This window comes from Lactiplantibacillus brownii (genome assembly GCF_031085375.1).
GTDB classification, from domain to species: Bacteria; Bacillota; Bacilli; order Lactobacillales; family Lactobacillaceae; genus Lactiplantibacillus; species Lactiplantibacillus brownii.
This window is the reverse complement of record NZ_JAVCWF010000001.1, coordinates 308,337-331,628: the sequence shown is the minus strand read 5'-3', so window position 1 is coordinate 331,628 and position 23,292 is coordinate 308,337. Positions and strand designations below refer to the sequence as shown.

22 protein-coding genes are annotated in these 23,292 nt (G+C 43.9%); 16 read left to right on the top strand and 6 right to left on the bottom strand.

Features of this window, described 5'->3' with window-relative positions:
• Positions 1-151: 151 nt before the first annotated feature.
• The 6 genes from RA086_RS01370 (at position 152) to RA086_RS01345 (ending at position 5,402) form a co-directional block, all read left to right on the top strand.
• Complete coding sequence (locus RA086_RS01370) at positions 152-694, top strand: helix-turn-helix domain-containing protein (protein WP_308702137.1); 543 nt, start codon at positions 152-154, stop codon at positions 692-694.
• Positions 695-715: 21 nt separating this feature from the next.
• Positions 716-1,813, top strand: coding sequence for an ABC transporter ATP-binding protein (locus tag RA086_RS01365; RefSeq protein ID WP_308702136.1), 1,098 nt, complete (start codon positions 716-718; stop codon positions 1,811-1,813).
• A gap of 12 nt (positions 1,814-1,825) precedes the next feature.
• Positions 1,826-2,662, top strand: a complete 837-nt coding sequence (locus tag RA086_RS01360) for an ABC transporter permease (RefSeq protein WP_308702135.1) — start codon at positions 1,826-1,828, stop codon at positions 2,660-2,662.
• Entirely contained in the window at positions 2,659-3,471 is an 813-nt protein-coding gene (locus RA086_RS01355; RefSeq protein WP_308702134.1) for an ABC transporter permease, read from the top strand. Before RA086_RS01360 ends, RA086_RS01355 begins: the two co-directional genes overlap by 4 nt.
• Positions 3,468-4,538 carry an ABC transporter substrate-binding protein gene (locus RA086_RS01350; RefSeq protein WP_308702133.1) on the top strand — a complete coding sequence of 357 codons (1,071 nt, stop codon included), beginning with the start codon at positions 3,468-3,470 and terminating at the stop codon, positions 4,536-4,538. The genes RA086_RS01355 and RA086_RS01350 overlap by 4 nt, the downstream gene beginning before the upstream one ends.
• A gap of 96 nt (positions 4,539-4,634) precedes the next feature.
• Positions 4,635-5,402 carry a CPBP family intramembrane glutamic endopeptidase gene (locus RA086_RS01345; RefSeq protein ID WP_308702132.1) on the top strand — a complete coding sequence of 256 codons (768 nt, stop codon included), beginning with the start codon at positions 4,635-4,637 and terminating at the stop codon, positions 5,400-5,402.
• Positions 5,403-5,478: 76 nt separating this feature from the next.
• Here the strand turns inward: RA086_RS01345 and RA086_RS01340 are convergent, their stop codons facing one another.
• Complete coding sequence (locus RA086_RS01340; protein ID WP_308702131.1) at positions 5,479-6,681, bottom strand: NAD(P)/FAD-dependent oxidoreductase; 1,203 nt, start codon at positions 6,679-6,681, stop codon at positions 5,479-5,481.
• A 176-nt stretch (positions 6,682-6,857) separates the two neighbouring features.
• A complete protein-coding gene (locus RA086_RS01335) occupies positions 6,858-7,283 on the bottom strand; it encodes a MarR family winged helix-turn-helix transcriptional regulator (RefSeq protein WP_308702130.1) in 426 nt (141 codons plus the stop codon).
• 73 nt (positions 7,284-7,356) lie between these two features.
• Between RA086_RS01335 and RA086_RS01330 the strand changes: the two genes are divergently transcribed.
• Positions 7,357-7,782, top strand: coding sequence for a GNAT family N-acetyltransferase (locus RA086_RS01330; RefSeq protein ID WP_308702129.1), 426 nt, complete (start codon positions 7,357-7,359; stop codon positions 7,780-7,782).
• A 36-nt stretch (positions 7,783-7,818) separates the two neighbouring features.
• Here the strand turns inward: RA086_RS01330 and RA086_RS01325 are convergent, their stop codons facing one another.
• Positions 7,819-9,033, bottom strand: coding sequence for an acetate/propionate family kinase (locus RA086_RS01325; protein WP_308702128.1), 1,215 nt, complete (start codon positions 9,031-9,033; stop codon positions 7,819-7,821).
• Positions 9,034-9,242: 209 nt separating this feature from the next.
• Between RA086_RS01325 and RA086_RS01320 the strand changes: the two genes are divergently transcribed.
• From RA086_RS01320 to RA086_RS01285, 8 genes are all read left to right on the top strand, one after another.
• Complete coding sequence (locus tag RA086_RS01320; protein ID WP_308702127.1) at positions 9,243-9,602, top strand: hypothetical protein; 360 nt, start codon at positions 9,243-9,245, stop codon at positions 9,600-9,602.
• A 178-nt stretch (positions 9,603-9,780) separates the two neighbouring features.
• Positions 9,781-12,159, top strand: coding sequence for an ATP-dependent DNA helicase (locus RA086_RS01315; RefSeq protein ID WP_308702126.1), 2,379 nt, complete (start codon positions 9,781-9,783; stop codon positions 12,157-12,159).
• On the top strand, positions 12,149-12,865 hold the full coding sequence (locus RA086_RS01310; protein ID WP_308702125.1) for a hypothetical protein: 717 nt from the start codon (positions 12,149-12,151) through the stop codon (positions 12,863-12,865). The genes RA086_RS01315 and RA086_RS01310 overlap by 11 nt, the downstream gene beginning before the upstream one ends.
• Positions 12,862-13,779: a sce7725 family protein gene (locus tag RA086_RS01305; protein WP_308702124.1), complete on the top strand. Its 918-nt coding sequence runs from the start codon at positions 12,862-12,864 to the stop codon at positions 13,777-13,779. The genes RA086_RS01310 and RA086_RS01305 overlap by 4 nt, the downstream gene beginning before the upstream one ends.
• 421 nt (positions 13,780-14,200) lie before the next feature.
• A complete protein-coding gene (locus RA086_RS01300) occupies positions 14,201-14,575 on the top strand; it encodes a glycine cleavage system protein H (RefSeq protein WP_308702123.1) in 375 nt (124 codons plus the stop codon).
• 420 nt (positions 14,576-14,995) lie between these two features.
• Complete coding sequence (gene apf / locus RA086_RS01295) at positions 14,996-15,574, top strand: aggregation-promoting factor (protein WP_308702122.1); 579 nt, start codon at positions 14,996-14,998, stop codon at positions 15,572-15,574.
• 573 nt (positions 15,575-16,147) lie between these two features.
• Positions 16,148-16,876: an aggregation-promoting factor gene (gene apf, locus RA086_RS01290; RefSeq protein ID WP_308702121.1), complete on the top strand. Its 729-nt coding sequence runs from the start codon at positions 16,148-16,150 to the stop codon at positions 16,874-16,876.
• A gap of 160 nt (positions 16,877-17,036) precedes the next feature.
• The gene (locus tag RA086_RS01285; RefSeq protein WP_308702120.1) at positions 17,037-17,645 is read left to right on the top strand and encodes a sugar O-acetyltransferase; all 609 of its coding nucleotides are present in this window, start codon (positions 17,037-17,039) and stop codon (positions 17,643-17,645) included.
• A 420-nt stretch (positions 17,646-18,065) separates the two neighbouring features.
• Here the strand turns inward: RA086_RS01285 and apf (RA086_RS01280) are convergent, their stop codons facing one another.
• Positions 18,066-18,701: an aggregation-promoting factor gene (apf, locus tag RA086_RS01280; protein WP_308702119.1), complete on the bottom strand. Its 636-nt coding sequence runs from the start codon at positions 18,699-18,701 to the stop codon at positions 18,066-18,068.
• A gap of 437 nt (positions 18,702-19,138) precedes the next feature.
• On the opposite strand from apf (RA086_RS01280), the gene RA086_RS01275 reads away from it, so the two are divergent.
• Positions 19,139-20,377: an ISL3-like element IS1165 family transposase gene (locus RA086_RS01275; protein WP_308702118.1), complete on the top strand. Its 1,239-nt coding sequence runs from the start codon at positions 19,139-19,141 to the stop codon at positions 20,375-20,377.
• Positions 20,378-20,468: 91 nt separating this feature from the next.
• Here RA086_RS01275 and RA086_RS01270 read toward each other — a convergent pair whose 3' ends face one another.
• Positions 20,469-21,200, bottom strand: coding sequence for an ABC transporter ATP-binding protein (locus RA086_RS01270; protein ID WP_308702117.1), 732 nt, complete (start codon positions 21,198-21,200; stop codon positions 20,469-20,471).
• 14 nt (positions 21,201-21,214) lie between these two features.
• Entirely contained in the window at positions 21,215-22,699 is a 1,485-nt protein-coding gene (locus RA086_RS01265; RefSeq protein ID WP_308702116.1) for an ABC transporter permease, read from the bottom strand.
• Positions 22,700-23,292: the final 593 nt, after the last annotated feature.

Genomic DNA, 23,292 nt, shown 5'->3' with positions numbered 1-23,292 from the left:
TAAGACCGGTAAGCTTAACCACTACGTTCCAGCTTCACGCACTAGTTACTTTCACCAAACTTTAACTTGTCAGCGCTAATTTTTTCGCTATAATAATTAAAGCTTAAACTAAACTTGTTGTTTACTATTACAAAACAAAGAGGTGATTGTCATGGATATCGGTCAACGCATCCGTAACTTGCGCATGCAAAAACAATTGACCCAAGAAGAATTGGGCGAACGGACAGATTTGAGCAAAGGCTATATTTCTCAGCTTGAGCATAACCAGTCCTCCCCCTCAATGGAAACTTTCTTCGCGATTCTCGAAGTTCTCGGTGAGACGCCGGCAAAATTCTTCACCCCGGAACAGCCGACGAATAAAATTGTTTATCACCCAAGCGAACAAATCACTTTTGACGATGAAGCCCTTGGTTACCAACTAAAATGGCTTATACCGGCTTCGAATGAAAATGAACTCGAACCCGTAAAAATCACTTTAGCTCCCAATGGTCGCTTCAAACCTTTCGAGCCCTCGCCAGCGGAGACGTTAATTATCGTCCAAGCTGGCACGCTCAATTTACATTTAGGTTCGCAAGATTATCACGCTAGTCGCGGTGATAGCTTGTACTTTCACGCAACTAAGGCGCACCAACTCACGAATGTGGGTCCCGACCCATGTACATTCACCCTCGTGACGACGGCGTCCTATCTGTAACATTTGAAGGAGGCTTTCAAATTGGCGGTTAACACACAACCAATCATTCGATTAACCAATATCTGTAAAAGTTATGGGGATCATCAGATTCTCAAAGACATTAATTTAGAACTCGAAGCGGGAAAATTCTACACGTTGTTAGGGCCCTCAGGCTGTGGTAAGACGACGATTTTGCGCACCATTGCTGGTTTTACGGACGCTACGGCGGGCCAAGTTTATTTTGATGGTCAAGTAATCAATGACCTGCCTGCGAATCAACGCCAAGTGAACACCGTCTTTCAAGACTATGCGCTGTTTCCCCATTTAAACGTGGCCGAAAACGTGGGCTTTGGCTTAAAACTACATAAAGTTGCTAAGGCGGAAATTGATGAGCGCGTTCAAAAAGCCTTAGCACTCGTGCAATTAGCCGACTTTGGCGACCGTGAGATCAGTGAAATTTCTGGCGGCCAACAACAACGGGTCGCGATTGCCCGGGCGTTAGTCATGCAGCCCAAAGTACTTCTGTTAGACGAACCCTTATCGGCGCTGGATGCAAAATTGCGCAAGGACATGCAGTATGAACTACGCGATTTGCAGCAACGATTGGGTATTACTTTCTTGTTCGTCACACATGATCAAGAAGAAGCTTTAGCGATGAGTGATGAGATCTTCGTCATGAATAACGGTCAAATCTTACAAGGAGGTTCACCCGTGGATATTTACGACGAACCGATCAATCACTTTGTCGCGAATTTCATCGGTGAGAGTAACATTATCCCTGGTAAAATGCTCAAAGATTACACCGTCGAATTTGTTGGCAAATCATTCGAATGTGCCGACGCTGGGATGCGGCCAAACGAAGCCGTTGAGATTGTGTTACGGCCTGAAGACTTAGATATCGTTCCGGCCAGCCAAGGCAAACTTGTCGTGACCGTGGACTCGCAACTCTTTCGTGGCAATTATTTTGAAATTGTCGCTTATGACAATGACCAAAATGAGTGGCTCGTCCATTCGACCAATCCAGCTGACGAAGGGACACCAATTGGGCTAACCTTTGACCCACAAGATATCCACGTCATGCGCTTGCACGAAACCGAAGCGGCCTTTGATGCGCGGCTAGAACAATACGAAGACGATTAGGGGGGATAAACGATGCAACGAAAACAACGACTAAGTCGCAATACGGCTTACTTTGTCCCCTATACCCTTTGGATTTTGCTATTTGTCATTGCGCCGGTGCTCTTATTGATCTATCAATCGTTCTTCAATATTGATGGTCAATTCACGCTGGGCAACTATCAAACTTATTTTTCGTCCAGCACTTATCTAATGATGACGGTCAATTCGGTTTGGTATGCCTTTTTGATCACGTTAGCCACGTTGCTGATCAGTTATCCAACCGCTTATTTACTCAATGAGACCAAGCATCCGCAACTTTGGCTATTGCTCATTATCATGCCAACTTGGATCAATTTATTATTAAAGGCTTACGCGTTCATCGGCATCTTTAGTCAAGCTGGGATTGCCAATCAATTTTTAAGTTTTATGGGGATTGGTCCTAAACAACTCCTTTTCACAAAATTTAGCTTTATTTTTGTCGCAGCCTACATTCAGATCCCGTTCATGGTGTTGCCGATCTACAACTCGATCAGTGAATTAAAGCCCTCGTATATCAATGCCAGCCGTGATCTTGGGGCGACTAATTGGCAAACCTTTAGCCGAGTCATCTTTCCTTTAACGCTACCAGGCGTGAAAGCAGGGATTCAAGCAGTCTTTATTCCGTCACTCTCCCTCTTCATGTTGACCCGTCTAATTGGCGGGAACAAAGTTATCACACTGGGGACAGCGATTGAAGAACATTTCCTCACGACGATGAATTGGGGCATGGGTTCGACGATTGGCGTCGTCTTGATTGTCGCCATGGTCATTATCATGTGGCTCACTGGCGGTAGTGGTAAACGCCATACACGAAAGGGGCTGACGAAATGACCCAACGACGATTTAAATGGCGTAATCTGTATCTCTGGTTAGTATTTATTGTCTTATATGCGCCAATTATTTTCTTAGTGGTCTACTCTTTCAGTAAGGGCGACACCATGACTAATTTTCATGGTTTCACTTGGGCACACTATCAGGATCTATTTGCAGACAGTCGTTTAATTGCCATTTTCTTAGACACATTATTAATTGCGCTATTATCATCCTTATTAGCAACAACGATTGGTACCTTGGGCGCTTTAGGCATCAATAACACCACCCGTCCGGTGACAAAAAATACCATTTTGGCTTTGAACAACATCTTAATGGTGTCACCGGATGTCATTATCGGTGCGAGCTTTTTGATCTTCTTCACAGCCTTAAAGATTCCATTGGGGTTTGGCTCTGTTTTGCTCAGCCATATTGCCTTCTCGATTCCAATTGTCGTTTTGATGGTGCTACCGAAGATCCAAGAAATGAGTACCAGTTTGCTGGATGCAGCGGCAGATTTAGGCGCCAATAACTGGCAACTTTTGAGCCAAGTCATTGTGCCCTATATCATGCCGGGAATCTTTTCCGGATTTTTCATGGCCTTAACCTACTCCCTTGATGACTTTGCCGTCACCTTCTTTGTGACTGGAAATGGCTTTACGACACTGTCCGTTGAAATATACTCACGTGCACGCCAAGGAATTAATTTGGAAATCAACGCACTATCTGGCCTGATGTTCCTCATGGCCCTAGTCCTCGTTATCGGCTACTACTTCATCAATCAGTACAGTAGTCGGCATCGCTCCAACGTTAGGGGGCGTCGCAAATGAAGAAGCTATTTGGTGTCATTGTCGGCCTATTAGTCGTTTGTGGTTTGTTGGCTTTCGGGGCACATCGTCTACAATCAAGTACAGGAAGTACCGGGGCGAAAGTCCTGAACCTTTATACTTGGGGGGATTATATCGATCCTAGCCTGTTAACCAAGTTTCAAAAAGAGACCGGTTATCACGTGAATGTTGAAACTTTCGATAGCAACGAAGCCATGTTTACCAAGATCAAGCAAGGTGGCACGAGTTACGATTTGACCGTTCCCAGCGACTATATGATTGAAAAAATGAAAGCCGCTAAACTTTTACTGCCTTTAGACAAATCCAAGTTAACCGGCATGCAAAATTACGATCCTCGCTTTTTGAATCTGGCTTTTGATCACAACAACCGCTACTCAGTACCCTATTTCTGGGGCACCTTGGGAATCATCTATAATGACAAATTCGTGAAGCCTGGCAGTATTCAACATTGGCAAGACCTATGGGAAAAGAAATACAAAAACAAGATTATGTTGATTGATAGTGCACGTGATGTCATGGGCTTTTCACTGGCTTCCATGGGTAAATCCATGAACACCACTGATCCGGCTACCTTACTCGCCGCAGAGCACAAACTCAATCGGTTGGCACCCAATGTTAAAGCCGTGGTCGCTGATGAAATTAAAATGTATATGATTCAAAATGAAGCAGCCGTTGCGGTTGATTGGTCTGGTGAAGCTTCAGAAATGTTGGACAGCAATTCACATTTGCATTACGTCGTTCCTTCTGAAGGCAGTAATCTTTGGTTTGATAATTTGGTCATTCCTAAGACCGCCAAACATTTCAAGGCCATCTATGCCTTTTTGAATTTCATGAGTGAACCCAAGAATGCGGCACAAAATGCCGAATATATTGGTTATGCCACACCTAACAAGAAGGCTAAAGCACTGTTGCCTAAGGCTATTCGGAACGACCGGCAATTTTATCCAGATAATCGCACGATTGAACATTTACAGATTTATAAAAATTTATCACCAGAAAAAGTCGGACTATATAACGACCGTTATTTAGAATTTAAGATGCACCATTAAACGCTAAAAGGGTGACTAGGAATTTTCCTGAGTCACCCTTTTTGACGGCCATTCATGCTAAACTAAAAACAATCAACCACTTTGGAGGCGATCGTCATGCAACACTTTAAACGCGGCTTAGGGTTAGCGCTGCTATTATTTATTTGGGTCATTGCCCTCTTTTTCGGGGCAGCCTGGATCGTACGCCTCAACTGGATACCGACTCATTTTGTTGGTATTTTTCAAGATGCCTTCGTCCTGTTTGGCGTTTGGATCTTCAACCGTTTAGTCGGTCATGTGCCTGTCCAATTATGGTCTGGACACCATTTGGGGCAGCAACTGTGCCTCGCCTTACCAACCATCCTAATCGTTGGACTCTTGTTTGCGGCTAATATTGGCAGAGTACTGCAATTACCTTTTAGCACCCTCATCTTATTGTACTTAGGCTATGTTTTACTGATTGGGATTACGGAAGAGTACGTGTTCCGTGGCGTCTTATTACCGATCGTGGCGCGTTCATTTCCCAACCAGCCATTAATTAGTATTCTTATTAGTAGTGCCTTTTTCGGCGGCCTACATCTCATGAACAGCACGCATATTTCATTGACTTATGTGCTGCCACAAATTCTATTCGCCATGCTCTTGGGTACTTTATTTGCTGGCATTTATGTTTGCACGCACAATCTTGCATTACCGATTATCTTGCACAGTTTGACCGACATTTCGGTCATTGTACAACTGGTTAAGCATCCGTCAATGGCAAATTTAAACATGCCGGTGCAAACTTCAATCACGGTTGCCTTGTTCTACGCGTCTTTACTCGTTATGGCAATCTTTTGGGTCGCACGTCAGACCGAACATCAAACCATTAAAACTGAAATTTAGTCTAAAAAAATAGCGTCCAACTGTCCTCTAATTTGAGACTGTTAGACGCTATTTTTAGATTAACTCATGTCACTTTTTAATGATACAAATCGAAGCGACCCTTGCTAAACATCGTACTCAAATGTGCACTTTCAACCAATGAGCGGTCGGTAATGACTTTCTTCAAAACGGATGCTGGATAGCCATGCACTGGCTTGTTGCTACTAAAGATTTCGCCAATACCATCACGATCACTCAATGACGCCACTGTCCCGCTGGAATGATAGACGAATGGCTCAGTGGCTTTGCCGTGGCGTAACGCGCCGATATTCTTGGCGGCTTGTTCCCCACAAGCTAAAGCAATTTGTGCCGTAGTTGGATAAGGCCGCTTAGCATCTGGCGCCATGACCGCCGCAACATCACCCACGATGAATACTTCTGGATGATCTGCTAATGACAAGTCTGGTTGAACCATGACACGATTACGACGTTGTTCAAAACCAGAATCCGCAATCACATGCGACCCACTGACCCCGACCGTCCAAATGATGGTATTCGCCGTGAATTCATGACTTTGACCGTCACTATCTTTATATACCACGGCACCTGGCTTGATTTCAGCAATCAATGAGCCTAACATCATTTCAACATCGTGTTTCGACATGAAACTCAAGGCATAATCGCGTAGATCTTGCGTAAACATTGGCAAGATTGACGGCATCCGTTCCAAACAAACCAACTTGATCGCGGGTGTTTGATATTTTTCCTGCAACTTTGGCAATGACTGGGTCAATTCACCTAAGAGTTCAATCCCAGTAAACCCAGCGCCACAGACCGCAATCTTCAGATCATTATGATCCTTAGTTTCACGATAACCTTTGATTGTCGCTTCAATATGCTTATAAACGGCCTTAGAAGTTGCCAGATCATCCATTGCTAAGGCATTGGTATCGGCACCTGGCACACCAAATGTTTCAGATTGAAAGCCCAACGCTAAGACCAGATAGTCGTAACTAAGATCCGCGTGATCTTCAAAACTGACCATTTTTTTGGCGATGTCCACATGCTTGACTGCGGCTTGGACAAACTGAACAGTCTTGCCAATAACTGTCCGAATATCATACGTTATCTTATCTGGATCAATCGTCCCCGCGGCGACCTCATGTAAATTTGTTTTTTCCGTATGCGTGGCACTTTTATCAACTAAAATCAGTTGATCGTCACTCGGAAGTGCTTTTTGTAAAAATTTGATGGCTCGCATCCCAGCGTAGCCACCACCCAATACTACTGTTGTTGCCATATTAGTTAATCCCCTTTATAAACCGAACTCTGCTTAAAAATCCAATTAAGTCACGTCCAGACAAATCAACGTGTCTCACGCTAATCTGAACTGTACATGGTCTAAACTTTCAGCTATTACCATCGTACACTGTCAGCCTAAAAAAATCAGCTATATTGGCGCATTTATTTTGTCAATTAGCTTTCTAAGTGTTGTTGAACGTTTTTTTCAACCAGTGTCAAGCTTTCAAACAGTAGCTGCTGCTGACCAGTCGTTAATTTTTCACCCACTAATTGTGCACACCAGACTTCATAAGCGTGCAATTCTGGATAAATCGCGGTCCCTTCTTTTGTTGGATACAAGCAACGAACCTTCTTATTATCAGGATGCGCCGTTTTGATGACGTACCCTTTTTTGATTAGATTCTGCACGGCGCGATAGTTGGTTGTACGATCCATTTTCATCTGATCAGCGAGCTGACTGAAAAATAGCCCAGGCTGCTCGCAGATCCGGATTAAATAAATAAATTGATTACTATTCAGGCCATATTTGGCAAAGCGTTGGTTACCCTCGTTCATAATCATCCGTGAGAGTGTTCCCATTAATCGCAGTGTTGGTATCATTATTTTTCTCCTTATCATTGCATATGCAATCATTTGGTGATAAACTTATTTTCAGTTTCTAGGAGGTTATCCCATGTGGTCAGTCAAAACATTTAATGAGCTTACAACATCTGAATTATACGCTATTTATGAATTACGCGTCAAAACGTTCGTCGTTGAACAACATCGTGTTTATCAGGAAGTAGACGCCATCGATCCAACTGCACTTCATGTTTTTAAAACTATTGATGGCAAAATTGTTGCATATGCACGTGTTTTCCAAGAGGACGACCATTGTTCATTTGGTCGCGTCGTGGTTGATCGTCAGCTTCGCGGTCAGCATTTAGGCCGCCAACTCATCACTCAAGTTCTGGCTGTAATTGCCGTAAAATTTGCAAACGAAACCATTCAAATCGAAGCACAGACCCACGTTCAAAGCTTCTATGCCTATTTTGGATTTAAGGCTATTGGTGAGCCATTTTTATTCAACCACACGCCACATATCAAAATGATTGCCTAAAAAAACACCCTTGCAGGTGTTTTTTTGCACTGATTATTAGTTATCAATGGGTGCCCGGTGAGTCAGTCGTTCAACATCACGAACAATCATTAACTCTTCATTGGTTGGCACAACCATGACGGTGACTGGCTCGTCTGGTTTACTAATGACTTGCTCAACCCCATGACACTTGTTCTTCTCTTCATCAATCGTGATGCCGAAGTAGCCTAATTGATTTAAAATTCGTGAACGCATCGCCACTGAATTTTCACCAACGCCAGCCGTGAAGACAAGCGCATCCAAGCCGTTCATTTCGGCAATGTAACTCCCAATATATTTGATAACTCGACTCGCAAAGATTTCCAACGCTAACTCGGCACGATGATTATGATCGTTATTAGCCGCGTTATCTAAGTCCCGCATATCAGGTGAAACACCAGAAATTCCTAGCAGACCCGACTTATTATTTAGGATGTCGATGAAGTCTTGCACGTCTGAAATACCAAGATGTCGCATCAAAAACGGAATCATCGACGCATCGATATCACCGGAACGCGTACTCATCGTAATCCCAGCTAATGGGGTGAATCCCATCGAAGTATCAATCGCCTTCCCATGGTCAAAGGCCGTGATAGAAGCGCCGGAACCAAGGTGTAACGTGATTAACTTCAACTCATCCAAAGGTTTGTTTAACAATTCGGCCGTACGCTGTGCCACGTAACGATGGCTGGTCCCGTGTGCCCCATATTTCCGAGCACCAAACTGTTTGTAATAATCATATGGAATACTGTAGAGATAATTGACTTCTGGCATCGTCGCATATAATGACGTGTCGAAAACAGCTACCTGAACAGCTTTAGGTAATAATTGCTGGAACACTTCAATATAATAAGCTTGCGTTGGATTATGTAACGGCGCATACTCTGATAAATCTTTAATTTGTTTCAAAGTCGTTGGGGTGATGACCACTGAATCTTGGAAATCTTCGCCCCCAGCCACGATACGATGACCAATCCCAGTAATTTCTGTCAAATGGTCCACGATACCGTCACTCTTCAAGCGTGTCAGCACCATTGCCGCCGCTTCCTGAGCATTGATTTCATCGTGTGTTTCCGAATATTTGTCGCCATCCGCCTTTTTCAAAACAAACACAGCGTTTGGTAAGCCCAACCGGTCAACCATTCCTGAGGCGATCACCGTTTCTTCTGGTAAGCTAAATAGCTTCCATTTTAAAGTTGAACTACCCGCGTTAATTGCTAATACTTTTGCCATTATGTCCATTTCCTCCATCCATCATCAAGTGTGCATACTGTAAGTGTAACTAATATTGAATACGCTTTCAAGGACTCGTTGAAAAAGACCGCAAATTGTCTGAAAATTAACTTAATTTAAGTTCCATTTTGCTTAACTGGTATGCATATTGTGCATGTGGTTAGCCCTGTTTAGACTATAATTAAGGTAGTGAAAGCGAGGTGCTCATTATGAAAAAAACATTTGTCTGGACACTCAGCAATTTGTTTGCCACGTTGTTGTTGGTCTTAGGGTTAGGTCTACTAATTGTGGCCCTCATCATTAGTTTCGGTTCACGCTTAGGCATTGAAGCAACGGTTACCGCACTCGTCTTGATGTTGGCAGGGCTCGTTTACTTGCATCCCGTCCCATTTAAGATTCTCGTCCCAATGATTGGCATCATTAGTTTGGGTGCCGGTTATGCCACTTATTTCAGTGCTCAACAGTCTTGGTTGGCTAGTATCCTGGCAGTCTTGATCGTCGCGGCCATTATCAGTTACGGCTTCAGCTTGCGGCGCACGATGAAACGGCGGCATAGTCAATGGTTCTAAAAATTACTTGAGGTCATCCAGTTGAAAAACGGATGACCTTTTTACTGGCCTAATTTCATCTAAACTATCTCAAAAACAAGCATACCGCCAATTTTGCCGAATAATTCCTGTTTTCAGCAGACAAAACCGAACGTCTGTTTTATAATAAATCATAACTAACCTCAGAAAGGAATTCGGCATGCCAACTAAAATCGGGATTCGTCAACTAGTCGAGTTCGTCTTGCGTAAAGGTGACCTCAACGAAGTAAAAAACAGTCAAAATACGGCTTTAGCTGGTGCAAAGATCCACCGCCAACTCCAAAGTAGCCGCTCTGAAGCTTATCAGAGTGAAGTTTACTTAAAAACGACCGTCACCATGAATGGCGCGGATTATCTGATTTCTGGTCGGGCCGATGGCGTCCAAACAACCGATGATGGTATCCTCATCGAAGAGATCAAAACTTCTGATCAAGCCTTTGATGACCTGACTGACAACACACGTGCCCTTTACTGGGGCCAAGTGCAAGTTTATGGCTACTTGATCTTACAGACCCATCCGGACCTCGACCAAGTCACCCTCCAACTCACTTACTTTCAAGTTTTAGCCGCAAAGACCACCAAGACGCAACGCGTTTTAACTCGTGCGGCAGCAGATCAGTTTTTTAAAGACTTAATCACCGAATACGAGTATTGGCTCACGCTACGGGCTGACTTACGCCAACAACGTAATGCGTCAATTGCTGAGCTACCTTTTCCTTTTCCAAGTTATCGGACGGGGCAACATGAATTAGCGGCGGCCGTTTACAAAACCATCCGTTTTCAAAAACGGCTCTTTGTCGAAGCACCCACTGGGACGGGTAAGACGATTTCGACCTTATTTCCAGCAATTAAAGCGATGGGGGAAGATGAAATTGAACGCATCTTCTATTTAACCGCCAAACAAAGCACTCGTCACGTTGCCGAAGAAGCCATCACCTTAATGAGTCAAGATGGCTTGCAGCTCAAGAGCATCACCCTAACAGCCAAGGATCAAATTCGTTTTCCTGAAGAACAGGATGTGCCGCCAGAAGAGAATCCCTTTATGATTGGCTATTATGATCGGCTAAAACCCGGTTTAAAAGATATTTTGACACACGAAACCCAGCTAACGCGGCCAGTGATTGAAAAATATGCGCGCGCCCACACCCTTGATCCTTTTGAATTCTCGCTAGACATCTCACTTTTTTGTGACGTCATTATTTGTGATTATAATTATCTGTTTGATCCACTGGTCTACTTGCAGCGTTTTTTCAGCGAAGAAGACCGTGATAACTTTTTCTTAGTCGATGAAGTCCATAACTTAGTCAGTCGTGCACGCGATATGTATTCCGCCAACATTAGTGATGCCCCAATCGCACACTTGCTCAAATTAGCCCAGCCAGATCAGTCACAACCTAGTGACGATCTTCAACGCGAGCTTAAAAAGGTCCGACGAAGTTTTGGCCGAATCAGTCAAACGTTAATCGACGACGATGTCACTGAACAACTTTCAATAGAACCACCCGAGAAGCTCAGCCGGACGTTGCGGAACTTCAACGATTTCATCAGCGAGTGGCTACAAAAACAACAACCATCTGCCTTATTAGACGCGGTACGTGACTACTTTTTTGACTGTTTAACTTTCGTCAAAATTAGTGACCTATATGATGGCAGCTACCAAACTCGGACCGTTCTGGAGGGCCATCATGTGACGGTCAAAGAACTTTGCTTAGATCCCAGTGACTTCTTGGATCGATCCTTGAAGTTAGGCGCCGGGGCCGTTTTATTTTCAGCGACCCTCTCACCAATGAGCTATTATCAGCGCGTCCTCGGTGGTGAAGCAAATAGTTTAGCTTACCAGTTGCCCTCACCCTTCCCACCTAAGCATCAGGCAATTTTGGTCACCCAATACGTTCAAACAACGTATCATGAACGCCCACACAGCGAACCCGCTATCGTGGCCAGTCTCAAGGCGTTAGTCACCGCCAAAACAGGTAATTATTTAATTTTCTTTCCATCATATGGTTATTTGACACAAATTAAAGCGGCCTTCGAACTCGCAAATCCAGAGATTCAAACGACGACGCAAGCTAATGGGATGACTGGCAGTGAACGTCAGGCGTTCTTGGCCCAATTTCAAGCCAAACCAGCCAAAACACTCGTGGGTTTCTGCGTCTTGGGTGGTATTTTTTCGGAGGGTATCGACTTACGCGGGGATCGGTTAATTGGCGTCGCAATTGTCAGCGTTGGCTTACCTGGGATCAATCCAGAAACTAATTTGATCCGTGATTATTACAATCATGATAATGGTCAGGGCTTTGCCTATGCCTACCAACTTCCCGGCATGAACAACGTCTTGCAAGCGGCCGGCCGCTTAATTCGCAGTAGCCATGATACCGGGATTATTTTACTGCTGGACCAACGTTTTGCCAGTCGGCGTTACACAGACCTATTTCCACCACATTGGCGTTACTTCCAGTCGATCTACTCAGTACCACAATTACAAGCAACCATCGCCAATTTTTGGCAACAAACGGAGGCCAGTCATCATGAAGACTAAATTAACCCGACAACTTGAAAGTACGCTCTATCAATACTGTCTCGAGCAAGGCGCTTACGTTGTTGAAGAGGTGTCCATGCCGGCAGATCAAGGCATCGTCGACACACTGAGTTATCAGCAACTCCCCGACGGTCAACGGGACTGGCGTTGTTACGAACTCAAAGTAACCAAGGCTGATTTTCACTCTAAAGCAAAACTTTCCTTCATTGGTAATTATAATTATTTCGTTCTGCCGCAAAAGCTTTACGAAGTCGTCGCTGACGAGATTCCGGCTCATATTGGCGTCTTGATCTATCGTGCCTTTGATGAACGCGCCATGGCACTTGCACCACGACCGTTATCAGCACCAGGCTTTTTGACGGTTGCTAAAAAAGCGCAACATCAAACGCTACAAGTCGATGAACAACCTCTAATCAGTCACTTTATCGCATCACTATTCCGAGAAGTCGATAAAGCTAAGCGCGTCAAAAAGGGATTGCAACTTTACTCCGACGACCAGCTGTACAAGGAATTGCGCAAACGTGCACAGTCTGGGTATGACATCTATGATCCAGAGCAAAATCTTTATGACCGCTTCATTGATGACTGCCAAAATGACGCTATCACGGCGTTGCAAACTGAATTGGACGCTCGTAATGCAGAATATCAAGCTTTACAACAAAAATACCAAGCTTTGACGTTGCCACATTTGGAGAATGACCTATGACTTACTATCCTTATTTTCGTGGACGTATGTATGATCTATTGGCGCTGAAAACATTGGCCGAGCAACAGCAATTAGGGCCCAAAATCATCCCGATCATTGAACCCGTTCGTGATTCAAAGGAACTACAACAAACCGTTCAATGCTTGATTGATCAGCAACAGCCATTTAGTGTCGTCGCAAACCCGCAAGTCAGTGTCTACGGCTTGAATCACACGAAGTTGTACCCGTTGCCCGCTTTAAATGAGCTACCATTCTATCACCCCAGTGCCATTTTGGCGGCTGATTTTAGTTCGGATTTTTTGACCACCACGCACGGACAAACCAGTCTTTTAGTGGCAACCAACTATCCGTTGCTGAAAGCTTATCAACACACCACCATGTTAAAGCGTGTGAGTGGCGTGTTGATCCCCGATGAAGCCCGCTTACAACAACTCGTGGGTGATCGCGCCATTTTATTGACCGATCCACTCACTTTTCGCGCCCATGTCGCTGACTACGCTGAACTAACGGACGAATTTTTCACCGCCGCTAATTGGGTGACGCCACCATTTGGGACGCAAGGCTATGGGGACTACTCCGTGGTCGGCAGTGTTTATTTCGACAAGGGTATGCCATCACGTGCCATTGCGTTACATCTGATTTATGTCACCGCCTCGGGACAACTACGTCTTCATCATTTTGTCTCCGATAGCAACGATCAGATGCGTGGGCAAAAGCAAAAATTCTTTGAGGCCTTACAAAAGTTAGTCGACTGGGCACCGGCACATCTAACCGGATTAAACGCCACTCCAGCGCTAGCCGAATTACTGGCCTACCAAACTGGCACCAAATTTCCAGGTCTCGGAATCATTAAAAAATTGGCCCTGATGCATCATATTCAACTCATACACCGACTATTGACCCGTCCCAACTAAGTCATCGTTGTGTTCAAAGTTACAACGCTAGTGCATCGTAGCCACCATATCTATAAGTATCCAACTAGCTTGCCGTTCCGGTTGGTCTGGACTAACCAGTAATTCTAATACTAATTGATCTTTCGTTGATGCTGGAATCATCAATATTCTTTTGTTAAATCGCTATTTAACGTCGGAGTGGACCAGCATATTTGCCGTGTCGAGATACTTAGCTGGGCGATTTCCCCAGGTTAGTGTCTGGCCGACTTTTAAGACGTGGCTTTCGGCTTGAAAGCGCCCTGCAGATCGGTCTTTGACTGCAGGTCTGCCTCACAGCAAACGTGCTGGTCCACGGAGACGGACAATTAACAAATTGTTTTAATAAACATGAACGCTATAATACACTAGTGCTATACTTAGAGCCATTACAGGAGGTACTCGCATGCCCGAACATCAATCAGTCTGGAAAACGATGATCCAATATTATCAGGATGAGCATCAAGCCATCCATGCACCCATGGTCTACGGCGATATCTGGGTTCGCACCAAGTCTCGTCAACGATTAGTTTTCGGCCTGACCGCCGATGCTCAAGCAGCCTTGGGAACCGTTACAGCGATTGACTACCCAGCACTCAATACGCACCTCGAAGCTGGCGAAATCTTGTTGACCATTACTGGCACCAATATGACTAAGCAACTTGCAACCCCCTTCAGTGTTACCGTGCAAAAGTTGAATACCGATTTAGCGGACAACCCACAACTGATCACTGATAACATTGAGAAAGATAATTGGCTTTCCAAACTCAGAGCTGATTAAGCTTTTTATCAATTACTAAAAGTAACTAACTACGACTTTTGAGAACTTGTTTAACCGACCCGTTCAAAACTGGCCTAGTCATCGACACTTAAAATTAGCGTCATTACTAACCCATTACTACCAAAGCACAATGCCGGTAGTAATGGGTTAGTTTAGATTTACGGAAAAGCAAAATGGACGTAAGCTGCGTATTGGTACGGTTGTAATCGCTTTCTGAGCAGCAATTATGTTCGTTAATTAGGTTTCGTATATTACAAAAGATTACAAAAAGTGGCTTATATTACAAGAAGCGCCCAATTTCGTAAAAGAATTGCTATTCGTTTGTTACAATCAACGGTTATACTATTGCTTAGTTAAGGTGCTTGGAAATGCAATAGGGGCCAAGCAATTCGGACTAAAAATAGGGAGTGTACATTACTTATGAAAATGAAGAACGTTTTATTATCTACTGCTGCAGCCGCTTCTAGTCTTTTTGCTATCGGTGCTACTGCCCAAGCAGCCACGATCACGGTTAAGGCCGGCGACACAGTTTCAGCTATTGCCAACGAAAACAACACAACTATTTCAGCAATTGAAAAAGCTAACCAATTAAAGAATGTTAACTTGATTTTTGTTGGTCAACAACTTGAAGTTAATGGGACTAGCAATACTGCGACAACTCAATCAACTACTACAACGACGACTCAATCAAGCCAAACAACTCAAAGCTACAGCGCACCAGCTGCTAAGACTCAAACTCAAGCTGCAACCACAACTTCTAACTATAGTAACAACGGTTCAGATAGTTCAGCTAAAGCTTGGATTGCTAACAAAGAATCTGGTGGCTCATACAGCGCAACCAACGGCCAATACATTGGTAAGTATCAATTAAGTGCTTCTTACTTAGGTGGCGACTATTCCGCTGCCAACCAAGAACGTGTTGCTGACAGTTATGTTTCTTCACGTTACGGTTCATGGTCAGCTGCTAAGGCTCATTGGATCTCAAACGGCTGGTACTAAACTAAAATTAAACTCATTCAACAGATTGCCTATTCGGTGATCTGTTTTTTTGTGCTTTCGGAAACAAACCGGAATTTACAAAAACTACTATAGTATGGTCACTTTTCGATTTAGCATGACAAGTCGACCTAGTTTTTATCAACACATGATCAAATCGTTTTCCTGGAAATCTCAAAATTAGTTAACAGTTGTACTATAACTTAAATATAATTAATCTTGTGGCTTTTAATTTAAGGGTTCAACAATCTTTTTTTCGGTTGAATCTCCCTAATCCTATTTAACAATCATCACTAACATTCGGTGCTTAGTCAGCCATTTTGCGGCAAATTCACGGTTTTATCACATTTTTATCCCAAAAGAGGCACTAAATATTACAATTCATTACAAAAATCGGCTTATATTACAAGATTGGGGTAAAAACGTAACCTCCTGTTTATTGTGTTGCAACACTCGCTCGGTATACTAGTCATTGTTAATTAGTTAAGGCGATATTAGTTGTCGCTAACGAAAAGAATCATAATAATTATAGATAAGTAAACCGACCACCCAATTATAGGAGAGTGCATACACATTATGAAAATCAAAAACCTTGTATTATCATCTGCTGCAGCTTTAGCTTTATTCGCTGCTACGACTACTGCCGCTGACGCCGCTACTGTTACAGTTAAGGCTGGCGACACGGTTGCTGAAATTGCCAACACTTATAACACGACGGTTAACGCGATTCGCGATGCGAACAACTTGTCAAACGTTAACTTGATCTTTGTTGGCGACCAACTTGAAATTGGTGGTAATGCTACCACAACTTCAACAACCGGCACACCAGCTGCTAATACAACGGTTGCTGCAACGACTACTCAAAGCAACCAAACTGTTGCTGCTAAGACCACACCTGCAACGACTACTATTGTTAACTCAACAAGTAGCTCAGTTGCAACAACGCCTAAAGCAACTGTTTCAAGCTCAAGCAACACACAATCTGCAGCAAGTTCATATGTTGCACCAAAACAAACGACTACAGTAGCTACTAAGCCAGCTGCAACCACGCAATCAACTAACACGAGCAGCAACACTAACTCAGATGAAAGTTCAGCTAAAGCTTGGATTGCTAACAAAGAATCTGGTGGCTCATACTCAGCTACTAACGGCCAATACATTGGCAAATACCAATTAAGTTCATCATACTTAAATGGTGACTACTCAGCTGCTAACCAAGAACGCGTTGCTAACAACTACGTTTCATCACGTTATGGTTCATGGGCTGCAGCCAAAGCTCATTCACAAGCTACTGGCTGGTACTAAAATTTAAATCAGTTATCCCTTGAAAGCATCGTTTCGGCGATGCTTTTTTCTTATGTCTAAAAATGAGCAACTTTAACAAATCACCCACCAAATAGTCGAGCCAATATTGACGTAATACCGCTATAATAGACTTAAAATACTGTATTAAATGGAGGGCAAGATGAGTAGTTCGAAAGAATCACCGCTAACTGAAAAGGAAAAGTGTTTTTCTCAAATGTGGTACGACCCAAATGGTGACCCGTCACTGATCCATGAACGTGCGCAGGCCGACGAACTTTGTACTGCAATAAATCGTTTAGGCCAGACTAGCCCTGAACGCCAGCGATTACTTAAAGCGCTATTTCCAAATCAATCCAAGGACGTCACTATTATGAATCCGATTTGGGCGGATTATGGTAGATATACCTCCATCGGCAAAGGCACTTTCATTAATCGTAACGCGTATTTCATGGACGAGGCATTGATCACGATTGGCGCAAACTGCATGATTGGCCCCAATGTTGGTCTATACACTGCAAATCACGCCTTAGTTGCGACCGAACGAAATACCGGCATCGAAATCGCCCTTCCCATCACTCTTGAAGACAATGTTTGGCTAGGTGGTAACGTCTGCATCGTACCAGGCGTAACCATTGGTACCGGTAGTGTCATCGGTGCCAATAGCTTAGTTAGTAAAGATATCCCCGCTAATGTGGTTGCTGCTGGGAATCCATGCCGGGTTATTAGAAAGATCACTGAATCGGATCGGATTGCTCACTTAATCCAGTAAGCATATTTGAGGTCCCCCAGTTTTACAATAAAACAATGGCAATTAATAGTAACCGTTAATAACCTCAATACTAAAAAATGACTGTTCAGTCTCAAACACGGACCTGAACAGCCATTTTGTGTGATACCACGTCTTAATCGCTCCGCTTGCAGTTTACTCAATGTCTTAATGATAAAACAATCCTCATCATTGATTGAGACCAACGTCTTTTTAAAACCTTCATAAATTCAGCAATCTCATTATTATCCCGCTTATCAGTATAGGAGCTAATTTTATATGACACCTAGACCCAACCATTACCTTCATGAATCTACATTATTTATTTGTGTTATAGCCCGATCGCTATTAGCTTAATTTTAAACTGCAGCAAAAAATCCGACCCACCATGACAGTGAATCGGATCGAATAATCAATTAAATTTTAATACCAGCCGTTAGCTTCCCAGTGTGCTTTAGCCGCACTCCATGAACCGTAACGTGAAGAAACATAGCTATTTGCGACCTTTTCTTGGTTAGAAGCTGAGTAGTCACCATTTAAATATGATGAACTCAATTGATACTTACCAATATATTGGCCATTAGTAGCCGTGTATGAACCACCAGATTCTTTGTTGGCGATCCAAGCTTTCGCTGAACTGTCACTATCACTAGTTGTGGTTGTGGTCGTTGAAGCGCTGGTATCTGAGCTAGTCGCTGCCGTAGCAGTGTTTTGGCTCGTTGATGAAGTCGTATTTTGGCTCGTTGTTGCAGCCGTATTTTGACTTGTCGTGTTGTTCGTCGTTGCGGCCGTTGTGCTAGCAGCCACAGTATTAGTTGACGTGGTTGTAGCGGTCGTTGAACCATTAACTTCAAGTTGGTCACCAACAAAAATCAAGTTAACGTTCTTTAAATTGTTCGCTTTTTCAATGGCGCTAATCGTTGTTTGGTGTTCGCTAGCGATTTTAGCAACCGTGTCACCGGCTTTAACCGTAACCGTATCGGCATTGGCAGTCGTGGCAGCGACAGTGAATAACCCTAAAGCAGCAACAGTTGATAAGACAAGATTTTTAGCTTTCATTAAAATAAAACACTCCTATTAGTTTGGCTTGATTTCTATCTGTAAGTTTTCTGTGATTCGCTTGATCGGTCATAACCAATCAACAAAAACTAGTATAACTGGAAAGTGTTGCACTGACATCAACGTGACGTTACATTTTATAGGGTTCGTTGTCATAAACCATCAATTTCGTAATACTTTGTAATATTAATCAGTTATTTCAGCCAACAAATTACTGGTTTGTGCACAAGAAAGCGCTCACGACGGCCATTATGGTCTTCGTGAGCGCTTTGCCCAAAATTAAACTTCTAACGTAAATTTGGGTCTAGAATTTTTGGTGTTGGAAAGTATTTCCATTCCAAAAGTACTAGGCCCTTTTTGATAACAAAAAAAGCATCTAAGCCTCCCTAGTGCTATGCTTTAAGCGACTAAACTCAAGATAAGCGGGGTAGGAATAGATGTCTCAACTAGATAATACACTTAAATTACTGGGAATTACAGACACAAACATTCAGGTGTTCGGTACTCGTGAGGAATTTAATGGTCGGGGCTCGGGTCGCAAAAAGTATTTGGTCATCCAGGCAGAGCTTACCTACACACTCAGGCGCTGTCCCAGCTGTGGATACAATACGTTGCACCCTAACGGACACAAGCTCACTCATGTCCACATTTCAGGACCCATGGACCGGCCCGTAATTCTAGAGCTAAACAAGCAACGCTGGCGTTGTAGTAACTGCCATAGCACTTGTACGGCCACCACTCCAGTGGTATCAACCAACCACGCCATCGGTCACGGACTAGCGACTCATGTGCTGAAGCTAGCCAGTAAATCACTCCCGGCTAAGACTATCGCCAGTCTCACCGGTATTTCGACAAACTCAGTTCAGCGTATTTTGACGGCTAATATTCATCCACACGCGAGCCGCCGGTTACCGATTAATCTATGCTTTGATGAATTCCGTTCCACGCACGGCTCCATGTCGTTTATTTGCATTGACGCCGACACTCACAAATCAGTTAAAGTACTTAGCGACCGCCTTAATAGAACCATCAAACAGTTCTTTCTTAGTCAGTACAGCACCGTAGAACGGGCCGCGGTTCAACGCGTCATCATGGACATGAACGCCTCCTATCAGGCATTCGTGCACGAACTATTCCCTAACGCCGAACTCATTATTGATCGGTTCCACATTATTCAATTAATGGGCCGGACGATGGATACCATTCGCACTCAATGTTTAAAGCAACTCGACAAGCATTCGCGGGAATATAAAGTACTGAAATCACTATGGCGCCTATTCCACAAGGCCACCCCTGACGCACAAAAGAGCCGCTACCTCTTCGGCCTGAATGAGTACTCGACCGAACAGAACGCTATTGATATTGGAACCGATACGTTTCCGGCCTTCAAAACAGCTTATGAAACCTACATCGATCTCCACGATGCTTTGATGGGGCGTCACGCTGATGAACTCAAGAATATCATCACTAACTATCAGCCTAACGGCACGCCCCTAGATACGGCCATGCATACCCTACGAAAGAATCTTAATGGAGTAATTAATGCCGCCAAATCGTCCTACTCTAACGGACCGATAGAAGGCATCAACCGTAAGATCAAGGAGCTCAAACGTGCTTGTTATGGCTTCTCCAATCAGGCCAATATGTTCACACGCGTCTACCAGCTGATTGCCTAGATTATCTACCACAATAACGTCACGATGGTAGGCTTATTTGTTATGCCTTCAAGTACGATATTCAGACGACACACCAGATTAAACGCCGCAACTAATAAAAAAACAAAAAAGATCTCCCACACGAGGAGATCTCCAAAGGATAGAAACTATCCTTCAACACCATTTGACAAAGAGCCGTAAATTTGTGTTTAGCTAACCGATAAGCATGATCACAAGCCGCTGCGACATCCGGCTCATGAGTAACAATGATCACACATTTATGTTGGTCATGCGCAATTTTCTGAAATTGTTCAATCACATATTTCGTGTTTTCTTCATCTAAGTTCCCAGTCGGTTCATCCGCAACCACGATCTTCGCGTCACAAACCATGGTCCGCGCAATGGCGACCCGTTGTTGTTGACCACCAGAAAGCTTCTGCACATTCTTGGTCATCTGGTCATCCGTAATTCCCAGCTTACTTAGCATCGACATGGCAAACTGCTTATCTCCTCGATGACTAGATCCAGTCACTGCCATTGCCGTCAATAAATTATTCAATGGCGACATATAAGTGAATAGATTGTAGGATTGAAACACAATCGCCACATGTGACTGACGATATTTCGTCAAACCTAACTGATTGATGGGTTCACCATTCAACTCAATTTGACCTGCGCGAGGCTTATCTAACCCTGCCAATAACGATAGAAACGTCGTCTTACCGGAACCACTTTGACCAACAATCGCGTAAGAATTGCCTGATTTAAATTCGAGGTTCACATGCTCGAACAGACTATTTTCCTGGCGATCATACCAATAACCAATATCATTTGCTTTTAACATGGAAAAACTCCTCTCTATTCAATCAGGACTTTCTTCGGCTGTAACCGGAGAATTCCGCCAGACGCTAACATAATGGATAAGAACATAATCGCTAGGCCAAAGCCACCCAGTTCAACTAAGTCCATCAGCGTAACATTAATCGCCAATTCAGCTTGTTTTTGAGTTGAGACACTGGCAGCACTACTGCCAGGCGCACCACCGCCACCTTGCATGTTACCAGATGGTTTGCTGCCAGAAGTACTACCACCAGGGGCACCATTACCGCCGGGGCCTTGTTGAGTACTTGTCGAACTCGTTGTCGTCGCCGTCGTCGTTTGTTGAGAAACTAACTGTTTACCAAGTTGATTCCCCACAAACTTCCCGCCGGCACCCGCAATCGCAATTGAAACAACCAATACCATGACCATTTCAACAAAGAACTGAGCCACGATCTTCCAACGGGCTTCACCCAAAGATAGTAGCACGCCAATTTCAAAGCGGCGTTCACGAATCATTAAAATGACAATCAAGGCTAAGATGATCGTCCCAGCAATCGCAACTAACCAAACAATTTTGTCAGCGAACGATTTCACATTGTCCATCGAAGCCTTCACAGTTTGATAGCTACTGTCATTCGTCGTCAATGAATACTTCGATGTATTGATCAAGGCTTTCCCAGCGGTTTTAACTGAACTGACCTTAGCAGGATTCGATACATTGAAAGTCACTGAATCAGCGGTATTCTTGTATTTCGACCCTTTGACCGTATTGGCAAAAGTGTACGACGTGTAGACGCTGTTAGATGGATCAGTGGCGCCAGGACCTTGTGCCGTACTAGTACTTGAAGCCGCCTTATAGATCCCAACAATCTTCAAAGTATAAGTCTTCTTCGTGCCAGTCGTGGCCTTCAACTTGATCGTATCACCAACTTTTAAGCTATCCTCTTTGGCTAACTCGCTTTCGATGACAACATTAGTTGTGCCTTCATCAGCCGTGGTAATCCCGCGACCTTTGGTGATTTTGCTTGAACTATTTTCAAAGGCTGAAGTGGCGCTCGTCGACGTGACACCGGAGATCGCAATATCTCCAGAACTCGTCGTGCTACCACCCATCCCTTTCATGCCACCAGCACTACTACTGCCAGATGTCGAAATCGCCTCAAAACCTGTCGCATTAGCCGAAGTCGTCACCGTGGCCGTGTAGCTTGCAACATTATTGAGTTTGGCAATCTTTTTAGCATCACTCAATTTAACCGGTGAAGTCGTCAGTTTAGGTCGACTACGCTTACTCGTCGACGTACTACTACTGCGCATCTTCTTGAACGCTACGTCCCGGTTCGCGGATAAAGTGACGGTAGCGCCGACACTCTTCTTCGCATTACTCGTTGCCGTATCGGCAGCGTTTCGGATCAACAGGCCGGCCAACACAAACAACATAATTGCTGATGTGACCATAATCAATAAGATTGAACGACCCTTTTTCGCCGTTAAATTAAGCCATGCACGTTTAAAGAAATTCATGCTTGCCCTCCTCAAAATAAGTATTTAGTACTGCTTTGCTCTGAACATCCCTCAATCTACAGGGTAAAAAGGACTAAACTATGAAGTTATCGGGGTCTTTCGATGGCTAGTTACCGAATATTTATAATAAGCAAATACTAATGCTGTAATGAGATGGTTAATCAAAAAAATAGCCTAGCCCTGATATTTAACCTTTACCAGGACTAGGCTAATTGTTATTTTTTAACACAAAGTGGTGTAGTGTAGCTATCATATTTAGAAGTATCTGCTTAACTTACCGCTCCGGTTGGTCTGGACTGATGCTGGAACGTGGTGGCCACGTTTGTGAGCCATAGTGCGGTCTCACAAGCCGGGCTTTTCCTAAGCTGGAAAGTCACCAGCAAAGGAAAATTTCACCACTAAGCATCATCCAGCCCGCCCTGCGCTAACCTGTAATCCTTAATATTAATTGACCTTTCATTGATACTTGGTTTATCAATGTTCCCTTGTTAAATCGCTATTTAACGTCGGAGTGGACCAGTTCGTTTGCCGTGTCAAGACACTTAGCTGGGTGGTTTCCCCAGGTTAGTGTCTGGCCGACTTTTAAGACGTGA

What these genes read in the sequence shown, in the direction of transcription:
- RA086_RS01370 (WP_308702137.1), top strand. Translation starts at nt 152, where the DNA reads ATGGATATCGGTCAACGCATCCGTAACTTGCGCATGCAAAAACAATTG.
- RA086_RS01360 (WP_308702135.1), top strand. Translation starts at nt 1,826, where the DNA reads ATGCAACGAAAACAACGACTAAGTCGCAATACGGCTTACTTTGTCCCC.
- RA086_RS01355 (WP_308702134.1), top strand. Translation starts at nt 2,659, where the DNA reads ATGACCCAACGACGATTTAAATGGCGTAATCTGTATCTCTGGTTAGTA.
- RA086_RS01350 (WP_308702133.1), top strand. Translation starts at nt 3,468, where the DNA reads ATGAAGAAGCTATTTGGTGTCATTGTCGGCCTATTAGTCGTTTGTGGT.
- RA086_RS01345 (WP_308702132.1), top strand. Translation starts at nt 4,635, where the DNA reads ATGCAACACTTTAAACGCGGCTTAGGGTTAGCGCTGCTATTATTTATT.
- RA086_RS01340 (WP_308702131.1), bottom strand. Translation starts at nt 6,681, where the DNA reads ATGGCAACAACAGTAGTATTGGGTGGTGGCTACGCTGGGATGCGAGCC.
- RA086_RS01335 (WP_308702130.1), bottom strand. Translation starts at nt 7,283, where the DNA reads ATGATACCAACACTGCGATTAATGGGAACACTCTCACGGATGATTATG.
- RA086_RS01330 (WP_308702129.1), top strand. Translation starts at nt 7,357, where the DNA reads ATGTGGTCAGTCAAAACATTTAATGAGCTTACAACATCTGAATTATAC.
- RA086_RS01325 (WP_308702128.1), bottom strand. Translation starts at nt 9,033, where the DNA reads ATGGCAAAAGTATTAGCAATTAACGCGGGTAGTTCAACTTTAAAATGG.
- RA086_RS01320 (WP_308702127.1), top strand. Translation starts at nt 9,243, where the DNA reads ATGAAAAAAACATTTGTCTGGACACTCAGCAATTTGTTTGCCACGTTG.
- RA086_RS01315 (WP_308702126.1), top strand. Translation starts at nt 9,781, where the DNA reads ATGCCAACTAAAATCGGGATTCGTCAACTAGTCGAGTTCGTCTTGCGT.
- RA086_RS01310 (WP_308702125.1), top strand. Translation starts at nt 12,149, where the DNA reads ATGAAGACTAAATTAACCCGACAACTTGAAAGTACGCTCTATCAATAC.
- RA086_RS01305 (WP_308702124.1), top strand. Translation starts at nt 12,862, where the DNA reads ATGACTTACTATCCTTATTTTCGTGGACGTATGTATGATCTATTGGCG.
- RA086_RS01300 (WP_308702123.1), top strand. Translation starts at nt 14,201, where the DNA reads ATGCCCGAACATCAATCAGTCTGGAAAACGATGATCCAATATTATCAG.
- apf (WP_308702122.1), top strand. Translation starts at nt 14,996, where the DNA reads ATGAAAATGAAGAACGTTTTATTATCTACTGCTGCAGCCGCTTCTAGT.
- apf (WP_308702121.1), top strand. Translation starts at nt 16,148, where the DNA reads ATGAAAATCAAAAACCTTGTATTATCATCTGCTGCAGCTTTAGCTTTA.
- RA086_RS01285 (WP_308702120.1), top strand. Translation starts at nt 17,037, where the DNA reads ATGAGTAGTTCGAAAGAATCACCGCTAACTGAAAAGGAAAAGTGTTTT.
- apf (WP_308702119.1), bottom strand. Translation starts at nt 18,701, where the DNA reads ATGAAAGCTAAAAATCTTGTCTTATCAACTGTTGCTGCTTTAGGGTTA.
- RA086_RS01275 (WP_308702118.1), top strand. Translation starts at nt 19,139, where the DNA reads ATGTCTCAACTAGATAATACACTTAAATTACTGGGAATTACAGACACA.
- RA086_RS01270 (WP_308702117.1), bottom strand. Translation starts at nt 21,200, where the DNA reads ATGTTAAAAGCAAATGATATTGGTTATTGGTATGATCGCCAGGAAAAT.
- RA086_RS01265 (WP_308702116.1), bottom strand. Translation starts at nt 22,699, where the DNA reads ATGAATTTCTTTAAACGTGCATGGCTTAATTTAACGGCGAAAAAGGGT.